Source organism: Blastococcus colisei (assembly GCF_006717095.1).
In the GTDB taxonomy this organism is placed as follows: Bacteria; Actinomycetota; Actinomycetes; order Mycobacteriales; family Geodermatophilaceae; genus Blastococcus_B; species Blastococcus_B colisei.
In genome coordinates, this window is record NZ_VFQE01000001.1 from 3396303 (window position 1) to 3412328 (window position 16026).

Here is a 16026-nt window from a genome sequence, read left to right on the forward strand (position 1 = left end):
GGCCGGGCCGGGCGGCTGAGCATGCCTCGGCCCCGGGGAGGCGTCGCCGGCTCCGAGTGGCCGGACCGGCGCGGGAGACCGACGATCACATCTCCGCAGGCCCGACCGGCGCCCGTCGGCGCCTTCCCCAGCCGTGCCCCTACCCCCGCATCGAGGCCATGGACGCGAACGCCACGACAGCAGAGTCCCCGACCGCCGACGAGCTCGACGGCCAGTCGCTCGGTGAGTTCCTCGGCCAGCTGGCCGCCCGCATGGCCGCTCCTGGCGCCGGCGCCACGGCGGGGATCGAGGCCGCGCTGTCCGCCTCTCTCATCGCGATGGTCGGTCGCTTCACCACCGACGAGGAGCACGCCGACGTGGTGCGCGAGATCGTCGCGGACGCCGATGCCCAGCGTGACGCCTGCCTGGAGGGCGCTGCCGAGGACCAGCAGGCGTTCTCCGCGGTGGCCGAGGCGATGAAGCTGCCCAGGGAGTCCGAGGAGCAGCAGGAGTCCCGCCGCCGCGCCCTCAGCGCGGCACAGCTGGACGCGGCCCAGCCGCCGCGGAAGATCATCGAGTCGGCCGTGCAGCTGGCGTCGCTGGCCGAACGGCTGCTGCCGATCGCCAACCGCAATCTCATCAGCGATGTCGCCGCAGCCGTCGCGGCTGCCCGCGCCGCTGCCTCGACGGCGCGGCTCGCCGTCGAGACGAACCTCGCCGGCATCGACGACCAGAACGCCTACGCCGAGCTGAGCGCCGCCGTCGCGGTGGTCGACGACCTGGCTCGGCGGGCCGACGCCGTGGAGGCGGAGGTCCGCGACCTCATCCGCCGCTGATCAGCGGACTGTCCGCCCGACCGCGGTGGCGACCAGCGCCTCGGCGTCCTCGCACGCGTCTCCGGCCCAGGCGACGTACTGGTCGGGGCGCACCAGCACGAGATCCGCGCCGTAGGCGTTCCGTACGTCCTCGCCGACGTCCACCATCCGCACGGGCACCGAGGCCCGCTCCGCTGCCGCGACGAGCTCGTCCCCCGACGTTCCGGCGCGCACCAGGACGAATCCGCCGGCTGCCAGCTGGTCGAACAGGTCGACGTCCGTGCCCTCCGGCTGGGCGGCCAGGTGGTGCCCCGCCCGGGCGCGCGTCTCATGGGACCCAAGGGCGCTGGGCGGCCCACCGCCACCGGCCGGGATGACGGGGGAGCCCTCGTAGTGGGGTTCGTAGGCGCCGACCTCCACCGCGGCGGCCTCCGCCCGGGCCGCCCACGCGGCCTCGAAGGCCTCCCGGTCGATGTCCGGGTCGTGCGAGGCGAGGAAGTCCCTGTCGACCTGGATGGAGCGGGCGATGAAGTCGTCCCTGGTCGAGGCGAAGACCGGCCGCCGTTCCGCGTCGTAGGAGTCGAGCAGGTGGGGTCCGCCCCATCCCTGCAGGGTGGCCGCGAGCTTCCAGCCGAGGTTCGCGGCGTCCTCGAACCCGGTGTTGATGCCGTAGCCGCCGTAGGGCGGGTGGCTGTGGGCGGCATCCCCGGCGACGAAGAGGCGCCCGTTCCGGTAGCGCTCGGCGAGAGCGAACCTCATGTCCCAGAACCCAACGTGCTGGAGCTCGACGTCGAACTCGGCGCCGACCGCCCGCCAGAGCAGCGGACGGAAGTCGATGGAGGCGTCCGCGGCTTCCACGTCCACGGGGGCGTGAAAGAACCACGTCTTCTCGGCATCCACGCGGCCGAGGAACTGCCAGTAGCCCTCGAGAGCCGGGTGCAGGACGTTGAAGAATGACGTGCCCGGATGACGCCCGACCAGTTCGTCGAGCCGTGTCGACCGGAAGACGAGCAGCACCATCATCTGCTCGTGGTCAGTCCGGTCCTGGCCGATGCCCGCTCCCTCCCGCAGCCGGGACCGGCTGCCGTCGCAGCCCACCCCGTGCTCGGCCTCGACCTCCAGCACCTCGCCCGACGCGTCGCGTGCCTGGACGCGGACCCCTTCCTCGGACTGGCTCACGTCCTCCGCCCGCCAGCCGTAGTGCACCGAGACGCTGGGCAGCTCCGCGACGCGGTCCCGCAGCGCCCGCTCGGTGGCGTACTGCGGGAGCCTCTCGTTGTCCGTCGCGTAGAACCGGCGGACGGCGCTGCGCCGCAGCCACTCGTAGGAGTACTCCCCGAGCAGCGTGCCGTAGGCGGTCAGGCCCCGGGCCCCCTCCCCGGCCGGGAGGGGGCGGCCGGCCCGGACGCGCTGCTCGACCCCCCAGGCGCGCATGTGCTCCATCGTCCGCTGGGTGAGGTTCTGGCCCTTCGGCACTGGCTGCGGCTCGACGCGCCGCTCGATCACGGCGCACCGGATGCCGCACTGGCCGAGGTCGATCGCCAGACCCATCCCGACCGGCCCGCCACCCACGATGACCACCTGGGACCGGATCCGCCGGCCGGTCATCGGGCGGCTGCCCGGAGGCTGGCACCGGAACGGTGAGGGTCGCCGCCGGCCCAAGGGGTGGCAGGGTAAGTGATCATGCGCGTTGCTCCTCCTGTGGGATGGACGACGGGTTGCTGCTCCTGGCCTGCGACGGCGGCCGGCCCCACGCGGCGCCCGCCAACGCCCTCGAGGGCTCGACGAGCACACGCGGAATGACCGTCCCCACACCCGAACCGCGACGGGCACGGGACTGCCCCGACGCTGGACGATCGTGGGATTCCGTGCGGCACCGGCTCGGAGAAATTCGGACGCGCCACACCGTAAGAGTTCCCTTCCGCAGATGACGAGAGCTTCGTTGGGCGGACCTGCGGCTCGACCGGGAGAGACGCCGGCGCACCGACGTGGGCGGCATCTGTCCCCACCGCAACTCCCTGACCCAAATGGTTGGCGCCGTCGTTGCGGAGCAATACGACAATGGACCCAAGACCAGTGCTACCTCGGCGTAGACGACGCCGGTCGCCGGCGACTGTGACCATTACCGACAGCGAAACCGATACCGACGGGTAGGTGACCACCCAGCCGACCATCCCGGGGCGCGGCTCCCACTTCGAATCGAGGGTCAGGCGGTAGCCGTCACGCAGCACGCACTGAGGCTTGAGGGAAAAAGAACCGCAGTTCGGCAACATTCTTCCTTAGACGTTTCTTGTGCTGTCCGTGACGGCTTGTCGCCGGCCCCAGAGGAGTCCCAGGAGCGACGCAGCACCGTACGCCACCGTCATGGCCAGCCAGCCGAAGTGGTAGGAGCCTGAGGCGTCGACGATGAAGCCGAAGGAGATCGGCCCCAAGGCGAAGCCGAGGTAGAGACCGATGGCCACGGTGCCGGAAGCGGTACCGACGATTCGCAGCGGGCTCACTCGCAGCAACGCGATCATCACGACGACGTTCGTGGCAATACCCCTCGCACCGAAGATGGCCGCCCCTGACCACATCAACCACGACAGGCCGGTGATGCTCGCAGCGAGCAGAGACATGGCCCCCAGGGCAGCGGTCCCCGCGAGAGCACTCAGTGCTCGATGGGGGTGCGCCATCCGGTCCGCGACGTGACCGAAGCCGATTCTGGCGATCAGCCCAATTCCACCGACCACCGCTGCGCTCAAGCCCGCCACGGTGACGGACAGCCCGAGCTCTTCGTAGGCGAACAGCGGGAGATACGTATTGGCCGCCTGCAGGGCAGCACCGGTGAGGACTGCGTAGGCCGCCAGCCACCAGACCGCCGTGGGCAGCCGCCCAGGTGGGGAGCGCACGACGGATGCTGCAGCGGTCAGCCGGTCGGCGGGGATGGACCTCCGCACGAGCATGAGTCCGACGACGGCCACGAGTGAGCAGAGAGCCATCGCCCCACGCCATCCCAAGAGCAGCGCGAGCGCCGGCAGCGCCGCTCCCGCGAAGAACTGACTCATCTGGACACCCGCCTGCTTCGTCCCCATCAGCAGGCCTCGGCGTCCGGTGACGACATGCGTGGAGATCAGACGGTTGGTCACCGGGTTCGACAGCGACTGAGCACAACCGGATATGGCTACGGCGACCAGGAGCCAGGCCATCGACCCGGCGACCGCGGCAAGGATGATCGCCAGAGCACATCCGACATAGAGCGCGATCATGACCGACCGGCCGCTGTAGCGGTCTACCGACCGCCCCAGGACTGCCGAGCTGGCGGCGGCAACGACGAAGGCGAAAGTCGCGAGGGAACCGAATTGAGTTCGGCTCAGCTCCAGGTCGGTGATCACCAGAGCGCTCATTGCGCTCAGTGCGTAGAGCAGGAGCGGGCCGGCTCCCATCGCGATCGCCAGATTGGTCCCGAAGGCGAACTTCCGCATCACGTGTTCGCCGTCCTGGTGGCCGTTGGGTCCGCGAGCCGCCCTTCCAGACCGGAGCATGCTCGTCTCTCGTCTACTCATCGTGCGTGGACTCACGATCTCCAGTCGGGCGATGGCAGGCCGCTCGGAGCCTCTCGCCGGCGGGCGCGCTGACTCATCCACCTGCCGCGGCTTCGTCGGAGCACTCCTGCCGACCCCGCCCCGCGACGGTGGGACGGCGCTACGGGCGGAAGCGTCGTGAATTGCGGGTTGGCGTCATGCTCCCTCCGCCGGCGACGTCCGACGTCCTCGGCATCGCGCGACAGCCGCTCGCCCGTACCTTCGGGCCGGCAAGGGAGGTCAGAGATCGAGCACGAGCCGTGGCGTCTTGGATCGACCGACACAGATCATCATGGTCTTCCCCTTCTCCCTTTCCGCAGGAGAGAGGATGGTGTCGTGGTGCTCCGGAATTCCCTCGAGGACCTTCGTCTCGCACGTGCCACAGAAGCCCTCCTCGCAGGATGACATCGCCTCAGGCACGGCCTCGCGGACGACCTCGAGGATGGTTCGGTCCGGCGGGACGGTCATGGTCGCGCCGGACCGGCGCAGCTCCACCTCGAAGCTCTGCTGGTCCGTGTCCTCGACGACGGGGACCGCGACCGCAGCCTTCTTGAGGGCGCCGGTGGCTCCGAAGCGTTCGACGTGGATTTCCCGGGCCGGTGTGCGCAGACACCGTTGCTCCACCGATCGGATCAGCCCCTCGGGCCCACAGCAGTAGACGACCGTGTCCGGCTCGGCCGTCTCCAGCACGGCGTCAAGGTCGAGCATGCCCTTTTCGTCCTGAGGGACCAGCTGGACGCGGTCCTCACCGTAGCCGGTCAATTCCGAGAGGAACGCCATGGAGCTCCGAGAACGACCGCCGTACACCAGACGCCAATCGTCGCCTCTCCTGTTGACGTGTTCCACCATGGCGCGGATAGGGGTGATGCCGATGCCCCCGGCGATGAAGAGATAGCGCTTGGCCGGGACCAGCTCGAAGTGGTTGCGCGGGCCGCGAACGGTGAGGAGCTTGCCGACCAGTGCGGTGTCGTGCACTTCCTTCGACCCGCCTCGGCCGTACGGCTCGCGGAGCACCGCCACGATGTAGGAGAACCGGTCCTCGGGGTCCCCGCAGAGCGAGTACTGCCGGACGAGTCCTGAGGTCAACAGGAGATCCAGGTGGGCACCGGGCTCCCAAGGGGGCAGCTCACGCTGGTCCGGGTCGACCAGGCACAGCGACATGACTCCGTCCGCCTCCCACGTCGCCTGCCGAACCAACAACTTCCGTGGCGCGAACTGATCATGCGGCTCGGGCACCGGAGCGGTACGGGTTCCTGCGGCTTCCGCCGGCTCGGTCGCCAGAGGGGCATCCCGATCGGCCGCCGGGTTTCCCGACTCAGGCAATGCGGACATTCGAAAGCTCCTGACTGTCTTTTCCTGAGTGGTGGGCGGGTTCAGGCAACGACGACGTCCGGTCGGGCTCCGCCACGCAGCACATCCAGGAAGGGCGCCGCCAACTGCAGACCCTTGACCACCACGAGCATGTCGACGGACCGGCGCAGGGCCACCATGCCGGTGCTTCCTGCGTGCGTGTCCCAGTGCCCCGATCCGACGACGACTGCCGCCGTCAGCGCTCCACTCCTCGAGGCAGCCGCAGCCGCCTCCTCGCACAGGGCGGCAGAGACGTCGCTGAGGTCAGATGCCAGCAGGATGACGATGTCGGCGTCACGAACCACGTGGTGCAGCGGCTCACCGGGCGACGGCTCCCGCCAACCGTGGGCGCCGAGCGGCCGGCTGACTGCGATCAATCCTTGGCCGTCCTGCTGCGGAACCGACGGATCCACCGTCGCCACGACGAGTCCGTCCAATCCGGCCCTTGCCATCTCGTCGGCCGTGCGTAAGCCGGACGGTCCCAACGGGATGAGCAGGACGCGCGCCTCGTAGGAGCGCCTGAGCTTGTTCATCGCTTCTCCGTCCTCATCGTCGATCTGTTCAGTGGACGCCTGGACGAACGACCACGTGAGGCGTGTCCGGCCCCCTCCCCTCGCTCAGTCGACGCAGCATGGGACCGACATCGCTCAGTCCGATCGCGTGGGTCGGGACGTGCCCGAGCGTGGATGCGCCCACTGACAACAGGTCGATGCTGCGTCGCACGTTGTCCGGGGAACGACCGCGCACCCCTCGGACCGTGAGCAGGTCACGGACCAGTCGAGCGGTGTCGATCGATGCCTCCGAGGGGCTCTTCGCCCCGGCCACGACCAGACGGCCGAAGCGTCCGACCAGCGAAGCGGCCAGGCTGAACGTCGCTGGCCCCGAACCCGCGGTGTCGAGCACCAGATCTGCCATGCCGCCGTCGGTCATGTCAGCGATCGCGGCCGCGACGTCGACGGTCGAGACGTCGACGACCACGGCCCCCTGCTTCTCGGCGAGGGCGAGGCGCTGCCGGTCCTCGGTACGACCGCAGACGATTACCATGCCGGCGTTGCCCTGGACGGCGGCCTCGACGGCGGCCAGTCCGTGGTAGCCCGGACCGATGATCACCACCGTCTCTCCGGCCCGGAGTTCGCCGGCACCCTGGACCCAGTCGAGGGCGTTGGCCAAGGGCAGGGTCCAGGACGCAACCTCCGGGTCGAGAGAAGCGGGGAGTGCATGCATCACCGTGTTCTCGGACAGGTAGACGTACTCCGCGTTCCCTCCCCACAACGACGGACTCTCCTCGACGGGCACCAGTCCGACGCGCCGACCGCCCCTCCACAGGTCGGTGGTGGGACACAGGCGGTAATGCCCGTCGCGACAGGTCGTGCACCTCCCACAGGGCAGGTACTCCTCCAGGACCACGCGATCCCCGACGGCAACTCCCCATGAGCGCGCCGCGGCAGCGCCGAGTTCGGCGATCTCGCCGACGACGTGGTGACCCAGGATCGTCGGTGCGCTGATCGTCGAGCTCAGCGCGACATCCGTTCCGCAGATCCCGCTGGCCTCGACGCGCAGCCAGCCGGTGCCGGCATCGCACCCGGGCATCGGGAACCGCCGGGTCTCCGCGTCGCCTCCCGGAAGGGCGACGCTGGCCAGTGCTCCGCCCGCGAATGAGACGGTGGAAGCCACCGAACGACTCGCGGTCGTCATCGGCGGAATCTCCGCTTCCCCGTCGGGACGTTCGCCTGGCTCTCGCTGTGGCTGCGCGCGACCTCATCACGGAGGTTCTGCCAGATGTCGTAGACGATCTCGCCGTACTCGGGCCGGTGCCGAATTTCCAGAACGTCCCTCGGCCGCTCGAACGGGACATCGACGAACGCCTTGGCCGCACCGGGACGCGCGGTCATGACCATGATCCTGTCCCCGAGCGTGACGGCCTCGTCCACGCTGTGGGTGATGAAGAGCACCGTCTTGCGTGTCTCGTCCCAGATTCGCAGGAGCTCCGATTGGAGGAGTGTCTTGTTCTGCTCGTCCAGGGCGGAGAACGGCTCGTCCATCAGTAGCACGTCGGGGTCGTTGGCGAAGGCCCGGGCGATCGAGACCCGTTGGCGCATCCCACCCGAGAGCTGGTGCGGATAACTGTCCCGGAAGTCGCTCAGCCCCGTCTTCTGGAGGTACTCCCCCACGGTTTCCTTGATCTCCTTCGCCGGGACGCCCCGCAGCCGGAGGCCGTACGAGGCGTTCTCCCACACCGTCATCCACGGGAAGATGGAGTCCCCCTGGAAGACCATCGAGTTGGCCGGCCTCTCCTTGCTGTGCTCGCGGACCACCACCTCACCGGCGGTGGGTTCCTCCAGGCCGGCCACGATGCGAAGCAAGGTGGTCTTCCCACAGCCACTCGGCCCCACGATGACGAAGAACTGTCCCCGTGGGATGTCGAGGTCCAGCTTCGACAGGGCCGTGACCGCCCTGCCCTTGGTGTCGAACTGCTTCACGAGGCCTCGGATCGAGACCTTGATGTCGGTCTCGGCAGCGTCGCCCGCAGTCGGCGTGGCGCCGACGTGCGTCGCGACTGCTGCCGATGAACTGGTCCCTACGGCCATCTTCTGTCCCCTCACCGGGCGCGCAGGCGCGCTTCCCCTTGGTTCCTGGATCACCGCTCGGCTCTCCAGGGCATGACCAGTCGGGCGACCAGGCCGATGACGACCGAGAGCAGGTAGCCGATGATCGCGATGACCAGCAAGCCGACGTACATGGTCTCGACCGAGAACAACTGCCAGGCGTTCCAGATCATGAATCCGAGCCCCGACGTGGCGCCGACCATCTCGGCGATGGCGATCAGGATCAGTCCCAGGCCTGCGCCGAGTTCGATTCCCGTCATGATGTTTGGCATGGCGCCCGGCACGGCTACCGATCGGAACACCTGCCACTTACTGGCCCCGTAGTTATTGGCCACGTCGTAGTAGATGGGAGCGACCTGCATGACTCCCGCCATGGTGTTCATGACGACGGGGTAGAACACGCCGATGGCGACCATGACGATCTTGGAGCTCTCGCCGAGTCCAAAGATCAACAGGATGAGCGGCAGGAGCGCGCTCTTGGGAATGGGATACGTGCCGGAGACCAGGGGACTGAATGCGGCGCGAACCGGTCGGCTCAGCCCCATGATCACGCCGAGGATCAGCGCCGGGATCAGCCCTACCCAGAATCCGATGAACAAGCGCTGGAGGCTGGCGAGCATGTGGTCCAGCAGCTGGCCGGTCGCCATGAGGTCGAGCATCCGCTCGAAGATTCTGCTCGGTGCCGGGAAGAAGCGGGTGTCTATGACACCGGTTTGGGCCAGCAACTCCCAGAGAGCCAGCAGCAGGACCGGGGTCGCGACGGCGAGCAGATTGTCCCGGGTCCGACCGGTGAATCGTCGCCGCCGGGCCTTGGGTGGCTCGAGGACGGGGTTGGTGACGTCGGTCTGTGGAAGTGCGGTGGTGGTCATGCCGATCCTTCCGCGCCGTTCAGGCTCAGTCGTCGCCCGGGCTGTACTCACCCAGGTCTTCGACCGCGGCTTCTGCGAACGACGAGTCGACGATGTCCTCCACCGCGACCTCGCCGTCGATGAGTCCCTGTTCCGAGAGGAACTCGTAGTCCTTCTGCAGGCTGTCCATGTTCACCGCACCGCTCGGGTCCACGTAGTTCGGGACGATCTCGCGGTACAGCTCGGGGTCGAGACCGGTGGCACCGGTGACGATCTCCGCGATCTCGTCACCCGCCTCGCCGGTCAGTTCCCCGTCCTGGAACGCATCCACGTAATCCCGCGCGGCTTGCATGTAGGCGCGCATGAAGCAGTGTCCGACCTCGGCCGACTCGTCGGCGAACGCTCCGCTGTAGAGCAGGACGGCGAGCTGCTGGTTGTCGTAGAACTCCGGCGGGGTGGCCATGCGGACCGCGACGCCCCGCTGCTCGGCCACCGTTGCGTTCGGCTCCGTGGTCAGGCTGGCGTCGATCGCTCCGTTGTCGAACGCGGTGGCGTGCTCGCTGAAGCCGATGTACTCGTGCTGGACGTCGTCGTAGGTGAGGCCCGCGCTGTCGAGCATCGTGCCGAGCGTCGAGGAAGTCGCCGTCCCCTGCGCGGGTTCAGCCACGGTTCGACCTTCGAGGTCAGCGATCTCGGTGACCTCCCCGGAGTCGAACAAGTCCTTACGGACCATGAGGGGCATGTAGCCATAGTTCTCGGGCATGGAACCCTTGTCGGCGACGATGCGCAGCTCCACACCGCTCGCCACCGCGTTGTAGAACCCGGCCGAGGGAGCGCCGGCCCCGACCTGCAGATCGCCCGCACCCAATGGCGCGATCATCTGCGCGGCGGAGTTGAAGGGCTGGAGGGTCACCGACAGTCCCTCGTCCTCGAAGTAGCCCTTGTCCTGGGCGATGTAGAGCGGAGCATCGCTGGCGCTGTTCGTGGTGCCGACGGCCACTTCTTCGCCGCTGCAGGCATCACCGCCCGCCGCCTGCGTCCCCTCTCCACCCCCGTCTCCACCACTGTCCCCTGCACAGGCGGCGAGCATGGTGGCGACCATCAGCGTTGCCCCGGCGGAGCAGGCGCGGGCGAGTCTCAGGTTCGTGGGCATTGGATGCTTCCTTCCTAGCGCTATCTCGAGAACGGGTCGTGGGTCTCAGACGGAGACGAAGGTCTGTCCGGGGGTAGCGATGAGCGCCTCCTGAGCTCCTTCCTCGAACGGAACGGAGCGCGGGAGCAGAAGAGAGGTAGAGCGCACGCGTTGGTGCTCCGGGGCTGAGCCGGGCAGCACGTCGAGCTCGTCCAGCTGCTCGACGGCGGCCAGGAGTCGCCGGCGGGCAAGGATGATCGCCGCGTCCGACGTCCCGAGGCGTTCCTTGGTGCGGTCACAGATCGCGCCCATGCTCTCTTGCAGGGAGAAGTCCTGGGCCGAGATCCCTTCGACGCCGCTGAAGGACTTGTTCTCCGCCTGCGCCTGCCGGTCGATCAGGTAGTCGTTCGAGCGGTTGGCGAGGGGCCGGAAGGTTCCGGGAATGTACTTGACGTGAATTCCGTCGCCGGCCCGCATCGCGTCCAGCTCGGCCTCGGACAGGGGCCTCGCGGGGTGGTAGTTCCAACTCCAGGCCCAGCAGTTTTCGTCGTCGATCGGGACCCAGGCGTGCCCGCCGAGGGGGTTGTGCGTTCCGAACGGCGGGATGATCGTGTACCACGGCATGATCCACTGGGTGATCCGCCAGTAGTAGTTCTCCTCGTCGGCCGTCCGCCGCGCGCCGATGAGCAGCCCACCGTCGGATTCGGCGACCTCGAACTTCGGCCGCGTGTCCGCTTTGAGGTACTTGTTCCCCTCTGTGCCGCTGTGCATCGGGTCGTCGTCGAGGTTGAAGCGGTGGGCGAAGGAGACGTGGCTGGAGTCGATTCCGCCCTCCATCGCCTGCAGGTAGTTCGACTCCTGCAGACGCTTGGAGATGAAGCGCTGATCGTCATCGAGGAGCATCCACTCGAGTTCCGGCACGGGCGGCTGCAGGTCCGGCGGGCCCATGTAGGTCCAGATGACGCCGCCACGCTCCACGCAGGGGTAGGCCGTGTGCTTGACGCGTTCCTTGAACTTGGAGCCTTCCGGCTCCGATGGCATGTCGACGAGGTTTCCTTCCACGTCGTATTTCCACCCGTGGTAGGCGCACCGCAGTCCACATTCTTCGTTGCGGCCGAAGAAGAGCGAAGCAGTTCGATGGGCGCAGAATTCGTCGAGCAGCCCGATTCGGTTTTGCGTGTCCCGAAAGGCGATCAGGTTCTCGCCGAGCAACTTCACCCGAACAGGCGGGCAGTCAGGACTCGGAATCTCCTCGGCCAGCAGGGCAGGGATCCAGTACCTCCGGAACAACCGACCCATGGGCGTTCCCGGGTCGGTTCGAACGAGCAATTCGTTCTGCTCCCTTGTCAGCATCACTACCTCTTCCGTCGCATCTCACAGCTGGGCTCTCGGGCAGTCCGGGTTCACGGCAGCGACGTCGTTGATGACCGCGACGACACCTCGGAGAGCGGCTACCGCTCGGCGGCCGTCGATTCACCAGTGACGGCCGTCACCGCAACAGGTTGGCAGAGATTCCCCAGAGCGGGAAGCAGGCAAGGTAAAGTTCCGCCATGCCGAATCATCTGCGCCGCAATCGACAACCGGCAGCGCAAGCTCCTACGCCGTCGGAACCGGTGACCAGCTCCGTCGACAACGCCCTCTGGCTGCTCCAGCTCGTGGGCGAGCGGCCGGCGCTGCGTGTTGCCGAGGCCGCCGAGCTGCTGGGGGTCGCGCGCTCGACCGCCCATCGGCTCCTCACGTCGCTGCGCCGGCGCGGCTTTGTCATCCAGGACCGGCCGAACGGCGCCTACCGCCCCGGACCGGTGCTGTACGAGGTCGGGCTCGCCGCCGTCAGCCGCATCGACATCCGGGATGTCGCCCGCCCTGTCTTGGAGCACTTGCGCGACACGACTCAGGAGACGGTCAGCCTCGCCGTACTGGAGGGCGTAACGGTTCGCTTCATCGACTGCATGGAAAGTCCCCGATCGGTTCGTGTCGGGAACCGGACGGGCGTCGTACGTCCAGCGCACGCCACGGCGCTCGGAAAGGCGATCCTGGCAGGTCTGCCGGAGACCGAGCTCGAACGCCGCTATCCCGGCGGCCTCCTCCCGCCGACCGCCACGTCCGCGGCGATGACGGAGATGACAGAATTGCGGGAAGAGCTGGACGAGACGCGCCAACGCGGATTCGCGACGAACTGGGAAGAGAGTGCCGACGGCGTCTGCGCCATCGCGATAGCACTCCGCGACACTGTTGGTCAACCATTGGCCGGGTTAGGCATCTCAGCGCCGAGCTCCCGGATGGGAACTCCCGAAGCCATCCTGGAATTCGCCCCGGCCCTCCTCGCAGGCGGCGAGCTCGTGCGAGAGCGGCTGCACGTGGCTCGGTGAGGTCGGCGTCGAGTCGCACCTCGGGTGAGGGGCAAGGCTCAGACGTCGAGACGACCGTCGATCATTCTTTCCGCTTCACTGATCTTTGCTCGCATGTTCTTAGCTTGTCGTTTAACCCCTGATGCCGGTGAGTTACACGGATGTGGTTCAGGGTCTGGTCGTGAGGGCGGCCACCGCGTGATCCTTTGAAGTTGCGACGCTTCGAAGGAAACGGCGGTGGCCGCGATGGACAGTCTGGACCCAGCCGGTGCGGTTGACCAGAGCTCAGCCGCGGCAGGGTTGACGCGGCTGCGGGAGTTCCGCGGCGAGGTGTACCAGTGCCTGGGCCGGCGTGGCGATGAGCTGTTCGAGCTCACCGACGCACTGCTGTGCGCCGAGGGACCGGTGAAATCCCTGGTGGGGCTGTGCCTTGCTCCGGAGCATCGCCGTGGTCACGGCGCGCTGTACGACGCGCTCAACAGCGGACGAGTCGACGCCGACCGGCTGCGCGTCGCGCTGGCCGCGTTGCCGCTGCCGCGGATGTTCGGTGGGCGGATCGTGCTGGCCGTCGACGTCTCCCCGTGGCTGCGCCCGGACGCCGCGACCTGTCCCGACCGGCTGTTCTGCCATGTCTACGGGCGCGGGCGGAACGCCGATCAGCGGATTCCGGGCTGGCCCTATCAGGTCGTGGCCGCCCTGGAGAGCGGGCCCACCAGCTGGACGGCGATCTTGGATGCGGTGCGGCTGGGCCCGGCAGATGACGCGACCGCGGTCACCGCCGCCCAGCTGCGCGCGGTCGTGGGTCGGCTGACCGGCGCCGGGCACTGGCGCCCCGGTGACCCGGCGATCATGGTGGTGATGGACTCCGGGTACGACGTGGCCCGGCTGGCGTTCGTGCTCGCCGACCTGCCCGTGCACCTGGTCGGGCGGATCCGCGCCGACCGGGTGATGCTGGCCGCCACGCCGCCGCGGGGCCATGACTCCCGCGGCGGACGCCCCCGCAAGCACGGCGCCGTGATGGCCCTGGCCGATGAGGCCACCTGGCCGGTACCGACCACGCAGGCCAGCTCACCCACCGCGCGCTACGGAACGGCGCAGGTGTGCTCCTGGGATCGCATGCATCCGCGGCTGGCTCACCGCGGCCCCTGGGCCGACCACGACGGCCCGCTGCCGATCGTGGAAGGCACCGTGATTCGGCTGCAGGTCGAGCACCTGCCCGGACAGCGCGAGGCCAAGCCGGTCTGGCTGTGGTCATCGGTGACCGGCCCCGACGATGTCGACATCGACGACCTGGTCGAGGAGGTGGCCCGCTGCTGGCAGGCCTACCTGCGCCGCTTCGACCTGGAGCACACCTTCCGCCTGTTCAAGCAGACCCTGGGCTGGACCGCCCCGAAGATCCGCTCACCGGAGGCCGGCGACCGCTGGACCTGGCTGGTCATCGCCGCCCACACCCAGCTGCGCCTGGCCCGCCACCTCGCCGTCGATCTCCGGCGGCCCTGGGAGAAGCCGCTACCTCCCGAGCGGCTGACCCCGGCGCGGGTGCGCCGGGGGTTTCGCCACCTGCGCGCGAAGACCGGCCACCCGGCCAGCGCGCCGAAACCCTCCCGCCCGGGACCGGGACGCCCTCCCGGAGTGAAAAACCGGCGCCAAGCCACCCGTCATGACGTCGGCAAGACCGTCAGACGGGACACCACCAGCCCGGGCGACCACCAGATCAGGGGTTAAACGACAAGCTTAGGCGGAGTGGCCGCTGGCCGTTTGGTCGCCTTCGTCAGCCGCCGTACCTCGGCGGTGTCCATCTCCAGCAGCGCGGCCACCCGCTCGGCCGAGACATCCTCGGCCGAGAGTGCGCGCAGCGTCTCAGCGAGGGTCGCCGTCGCCGCCTGCAGCCCCTGCTCGGCCTCACGTCGCGCCTCCAGCGCCACGAGCGCCTCGGCCGTCGCCTCCTCGACCCGGCGGTCGTGCTCATCGCGAGCGGCGTCCAGCGCCCGTCGTCGCTCCCGCGCCTTCGTCAGCGCCGCCGCCTGCCGACTCACCGTTCTGACCACCCCTACCTCCGCTCGCTCAGCTGACCGACCGCCGGATCGTCACACGCCCTCATGACACGGCTCAGACCGAGCGTCACCCCTCGCAGCAGACCGGAACTCGGAGCCGGCGTCACCCCACCCCTTCGACTTGACACACCTCCTGCTCGCTGGCCCGGTTCGGTCAGCGCGGGACGGGCAACGCGACGAGTCAGCAACCAATGATCCGAGTCCGCCTGGTCGACGGTGTGGCGCTTGCCCGCTACAGCTCACGGAGGCGGTCGCGGTTGCCTTGGGGGGCGACCGTGCCGTCGCGCAGCTGGATGTCGTAACCCAGCGCTGTCAGGGCTGCGATGGCTTCGACGGGCGCGTCTCGCACAACAGCTGCGGTCTGCATGCGGCGCCACCGCTCGCGCCCATCCGCGAGCGCGTCTCGCCATGCATGCGCATGATCCACGCCGAGCTCCCGGACCAGCATGTCGAGGACGTCTTCCAAGCAGGGACGGAACCGGGTTCCGCCTACCGGGAAGTGCAGGTCCGACATCCGAGGTACCGCGGTGCCTTGGGCGACCCGTCCGGCCAGTTGCTGACCTCGAGGTGATCCACTACCGGCTCGTGTCATCACGAAAGCCAGAGCGTCCCGGTGCCCGTGGATCTGCACATGCGCTCGGGGAACATCGCCTGTCGTCCCACGGGTGTACTCGTACCGAAATAGCGGCTCGCCAGCGGCCTTCGCACCGGCATAGACCTTGACGGCGGACTCGTCGACAGCCAGGAACTGGCCCGGGCTGTCCCAGACGCAGTAGTACTCGGCCGTGAGGTTCAGCAGCGGAGCTCCATCGACGGTCAACGGGATCCCGGTGCGGGGTTCCTGGTGGACGCTGACGTGGTCGAGGCCGGGATGGTGCAGCGCCCGCGCACGAAACGCCTCGACGTGGTCACCGACCACTGCCCGGACTGTGGCGGTCAGGTCAGTGGCGAAGCGCTGCGCTTCGACTACGAGGGCATCGCCGGTGGTCACTCCGACAGGAGGAAGTCGAGTTCGTCCAGCTCGGTCAGGGCGGCGAGCTCCTCGGCGTTGAGCATGTATCGGGCGGCGCGTTCGCGGAGGTCGCACTCGTCCCCACCCACCGAGCCGAGGACCTCGTCGCGGCGACGCCTCGCCTCTTCGACGGACAGCGTCTCAACCACTGGCACGCCGCCTCCCTTCCTAGTTCCTGGCTATCCCTTGCGGACACCGCCACTATGCCCATCGGCACCGACAGTTTCGACCTCAATCGGAACGGAGGCCTCCAACCCTCGATTGGGCCAGTCGACGCGGGACCGGGTCGGTGCGTGTCCACAGGCCCCATCGTTGTCCC

The 16026-nt window shown here is 68.5% G+C and carries 15 protein-coding genes; 3 read left to right on the forward strand and 12 right to left on the reverse strand.

What is annotated here, in order from left to right:
• Positions 1-158: 158 nt before the first annotated feature.
• Positions 159-815, forward strand: a complete 657-nt coding sequence (locus FHU33_RS16185; protein ID WP_142026254.1) for a cyclodeaminase/cyclohydrolase family protein — start codon at positions 159-161, stop codon at positions 813-815.
• On the opposite strand, the gene FHU33_RS16190 is transcribed toward FHU33_RS16185, so the two are convergent.
• From FHU33_RS16190 to FHU33_RS16235, 9 genes are all read right to left on the reverse strand, one after another.
• On the reverse strand, positions 816-2402 hold the full coding sequence (locus FHU33_RS16190) for an FAD-dependent monooxygenase (protein ID WP_142026255.1): 1587 nt from the start codon (positions 2400-2402) through the stop codon (positions 816-818).
• A 671-nt stretch (positions 2403-3073) separates the two neighbouring features.
• Positions 3074-4258, reverse strand: coding sequence for an MFS transporter (locus FHU33_RS16200; protein ID WP_246063950.1), 1185 nt, complete (start codon positions 4256-4258; stop codon positions 3074-3076).
• A 339-nt stretch (positions 4259-4597) separates the two neighbouring features.
• Complete coding sequence (locus tag FHU33_RS16205) at positions 4598-5371, reverse strand: PDR/VanB family oxidoreductase (protein WP_246063717.1); 774 nt, start codon at positions 5369-5371, stop codon at positions 4598-4600.
• A 359-nt stretch (positions 5372-5730) separates the two neighbouring features.
• A complete protein-coding gene (locus FHU33_RS16210) occupies positions 5731-6240 on the reverse strand; it encodes a hypothetical protein (RefSeq protein WP_142026258.1) in 510 nt (169 codons plus the stop codon).
• A gap of 28 nt (positions 6241-6268) precedes the next feature.
• Positions 6269-7381: a zinc-dependent alcohol dehydrogenase gene (locus FHU33_RS16215; protein ID WP_170182484.1), complete on the reverse strand. Its 1113-nt coding sequence runs from the start codon at positions 7379-7381 to the stop codon at positions 6269-6271.
• Between the two features lie 17 nt (positions 7382-7398).
• Positions 7399-8295, reverse strand: a complete 897-nt coding sequence (locus FHU33_RS16220) for an ABC transporter ATP-binding protein (protein ID WP_142026260.1) — start codon at positions 8293-8295, stop codon at positions 7399-7401.
• Positions 8296-8345: 50 nt separating this feature from the next.
• Complete coding sequence (locus tag FHU33_RS16225) at positions 8346-9182, reverse strand: ABC transporter permease (RefSeq protein WP_142026261.1); 837 nt, start codon at positions 9180-9182, stop codon at positions 8346-8348.
• A gap of 25 nt (positions 9183-9207) precedes the next feature.
• Entirely contained in the window at positions 9208-10314 is a 1107-nt protein-coding gene (locus FHU33_RS16230) for an ABC transporter substrate-binding protein (RefSeq protein WP_142026262.1), read from the reverse strand.
• A 45-nt stretch (positions 10315-10359) separates the two neighbouring features.
• Positions 10360-11646, reverse strand: coding sequence for a Rieske 2Fe-2S domain-containing protein (locus tag FHU33_RS16235; RefSeq protein ID WP_142027217.1), 1287 nt, complete (start codon positions 11644-11646; stop codon positions 10360-10362).
• Between the two features lie 197 nt (positions 11647-11843).
• On the opposite strand from FHU33_RS16235, the gene FHU33_RS16240 reads away from it, so the two are divergent.
• Together FHU33_RS16240 and FHU33_RS16245 are read left to right on the forward strand one after the other, a co-directional pair.
• Positions 11844-12662, forward strand: coding sequence for an IclR family transcriptional regulator (locus FHU33_RS16240; RefSeq protein WP_142026263.1), 819 nt, complete (start codon positions 11844-11846; stop codon positions 12660-12662).
• Positions 12663-12878: 216 nt separating this feature from the next.
• Complete coding sequence (locus FHU33_RS16245) at positions 12879-14366, forward strand: NF041680 family putative transposase (protein ID WP_142024800.1); 1488 nt, start codon at positions 12879-12881, stop codon at positions 14364-14366.
• Here the strand turns inward: FHU33_RS16245 and FHU33_RS16250 are convergent.
• The 3 genes from FHU33_RS16250 to FHU33_RS16260 all read right to left on the reverse strand — a co-directional run bounded on the left by FHU33_RS16250 (position 14363) and on the right by FHU33_RS16260 (position 15862).
• A complete protein-coding gene (locus FHU33_RS16250; RefSeq protein WP_142026264.1) occupies positions 14363-14677 on the reverse strand; it encodes a hypothetical protein in 315 nt (104 codons plus the stop codon). The genes FHU33_RS16245 and FHU33_RS16250 overlap by 4 nt on opposite strands.
• A gap of 250 nt (positions 14678-14927) precedes the next feature.
• The gene (locus FHU33_RS16255) at positions 14928-15686 is read right to left on the reverse strand and encodes a hypothetical protein (RefSeq protein WP_142026265.1); all 759 of its coding nucleotides are present in this window, start codon (positions 15684-15686) and stop codon (positions 14928-14930) included.
• Positions 15683-15862 carry a hypothetical protein gene (locus tag FHU33_RS16260; protein WP_142026266.1) on the reverse strand — a complete coding sequence of 60 codons (180 nt, stop codon included), beginning with the start codon at positions 15860-15862 and terminating at the stop codon, positions 15683-15685. Before FHU33_RS16260 ends, FHU33_RS16255 begins: the two co-directional genes overlap by 4 nt.
• Positions 15863-16026: the final 164 nt, after the last annotated feature.

What these genes read in the sequence shown, in the direction of transcription:
- FHU33_RS16185 (WP_142026254.1), top strand. Translation starts at nt 159, where the DNA reads ATGGACGCGAACGCCACGACAGCAGAGTCCCCGACCGCCGACGAGCTC.
- FHU33_RS16190 (WP_142026255.1), bottom strand. Translation starts at nt 2,402, where the DNA reads ATGACCGGCCGGCGGATCCGGTCCCAGGTGGTCATCGTGGGTGGCGGG.
- FHU33_RS16200 (WP_246063950.1), bottom strand. Translation starts at nt 4,258, where the DNA reads ATGCGGAAGTTCGCCTTCGGGACCAATCTGGCGATCGCGATGGGAGCC.
- FHU33_RS16210 (WP_142026258.1), bottom strand. Translation starts at nt 6,240, where the DNA reads ATGAACAAGCTCAGGCGCTCCTACGAGGCGCGCGTCCTGCTCATCCCG.
- FHU33_RS16220 (WP_142026260.1), bottom strand. Translation starts at nt 8,295, where the DNA reads ATGGCCGTAGGGACCAGTTCATCGGCAGCAGTCGCGACGCACGTCGGC.
- FHU33_RS16225 (WP_142026261.1), bottom strand. Translation starts at nt 9,182, where the DNA reads ATGACCACCACCGCACTTCCACAGACCGACGTCACCAACCCCGTCCTC.
- FHU33_RS16230 (WP_142026262.1), bottom strand. Translation starts at nt 10,314, where the DNA reads ATGCCCACGAACCTGAGACTCGCCCGCGCCTGCTCCGCCGGGGCAACG.
- FHU33_RS16235 (WP_142027217.1), bottom strand. Translation starts at nt 11,646, where the DNA reads ATGCTGACAAGGGAGCAGAACGAATTGCTCGTTCGAACCGACCCGGGA.
- FHU33_RS16240 (WP_142026263.1), top strand. Translation starts at nt 11,844, where the DNA reads ATGCCGAATCATCTGCGCCGCAATCGACAACCGGCAGCGCAAGCTCCT.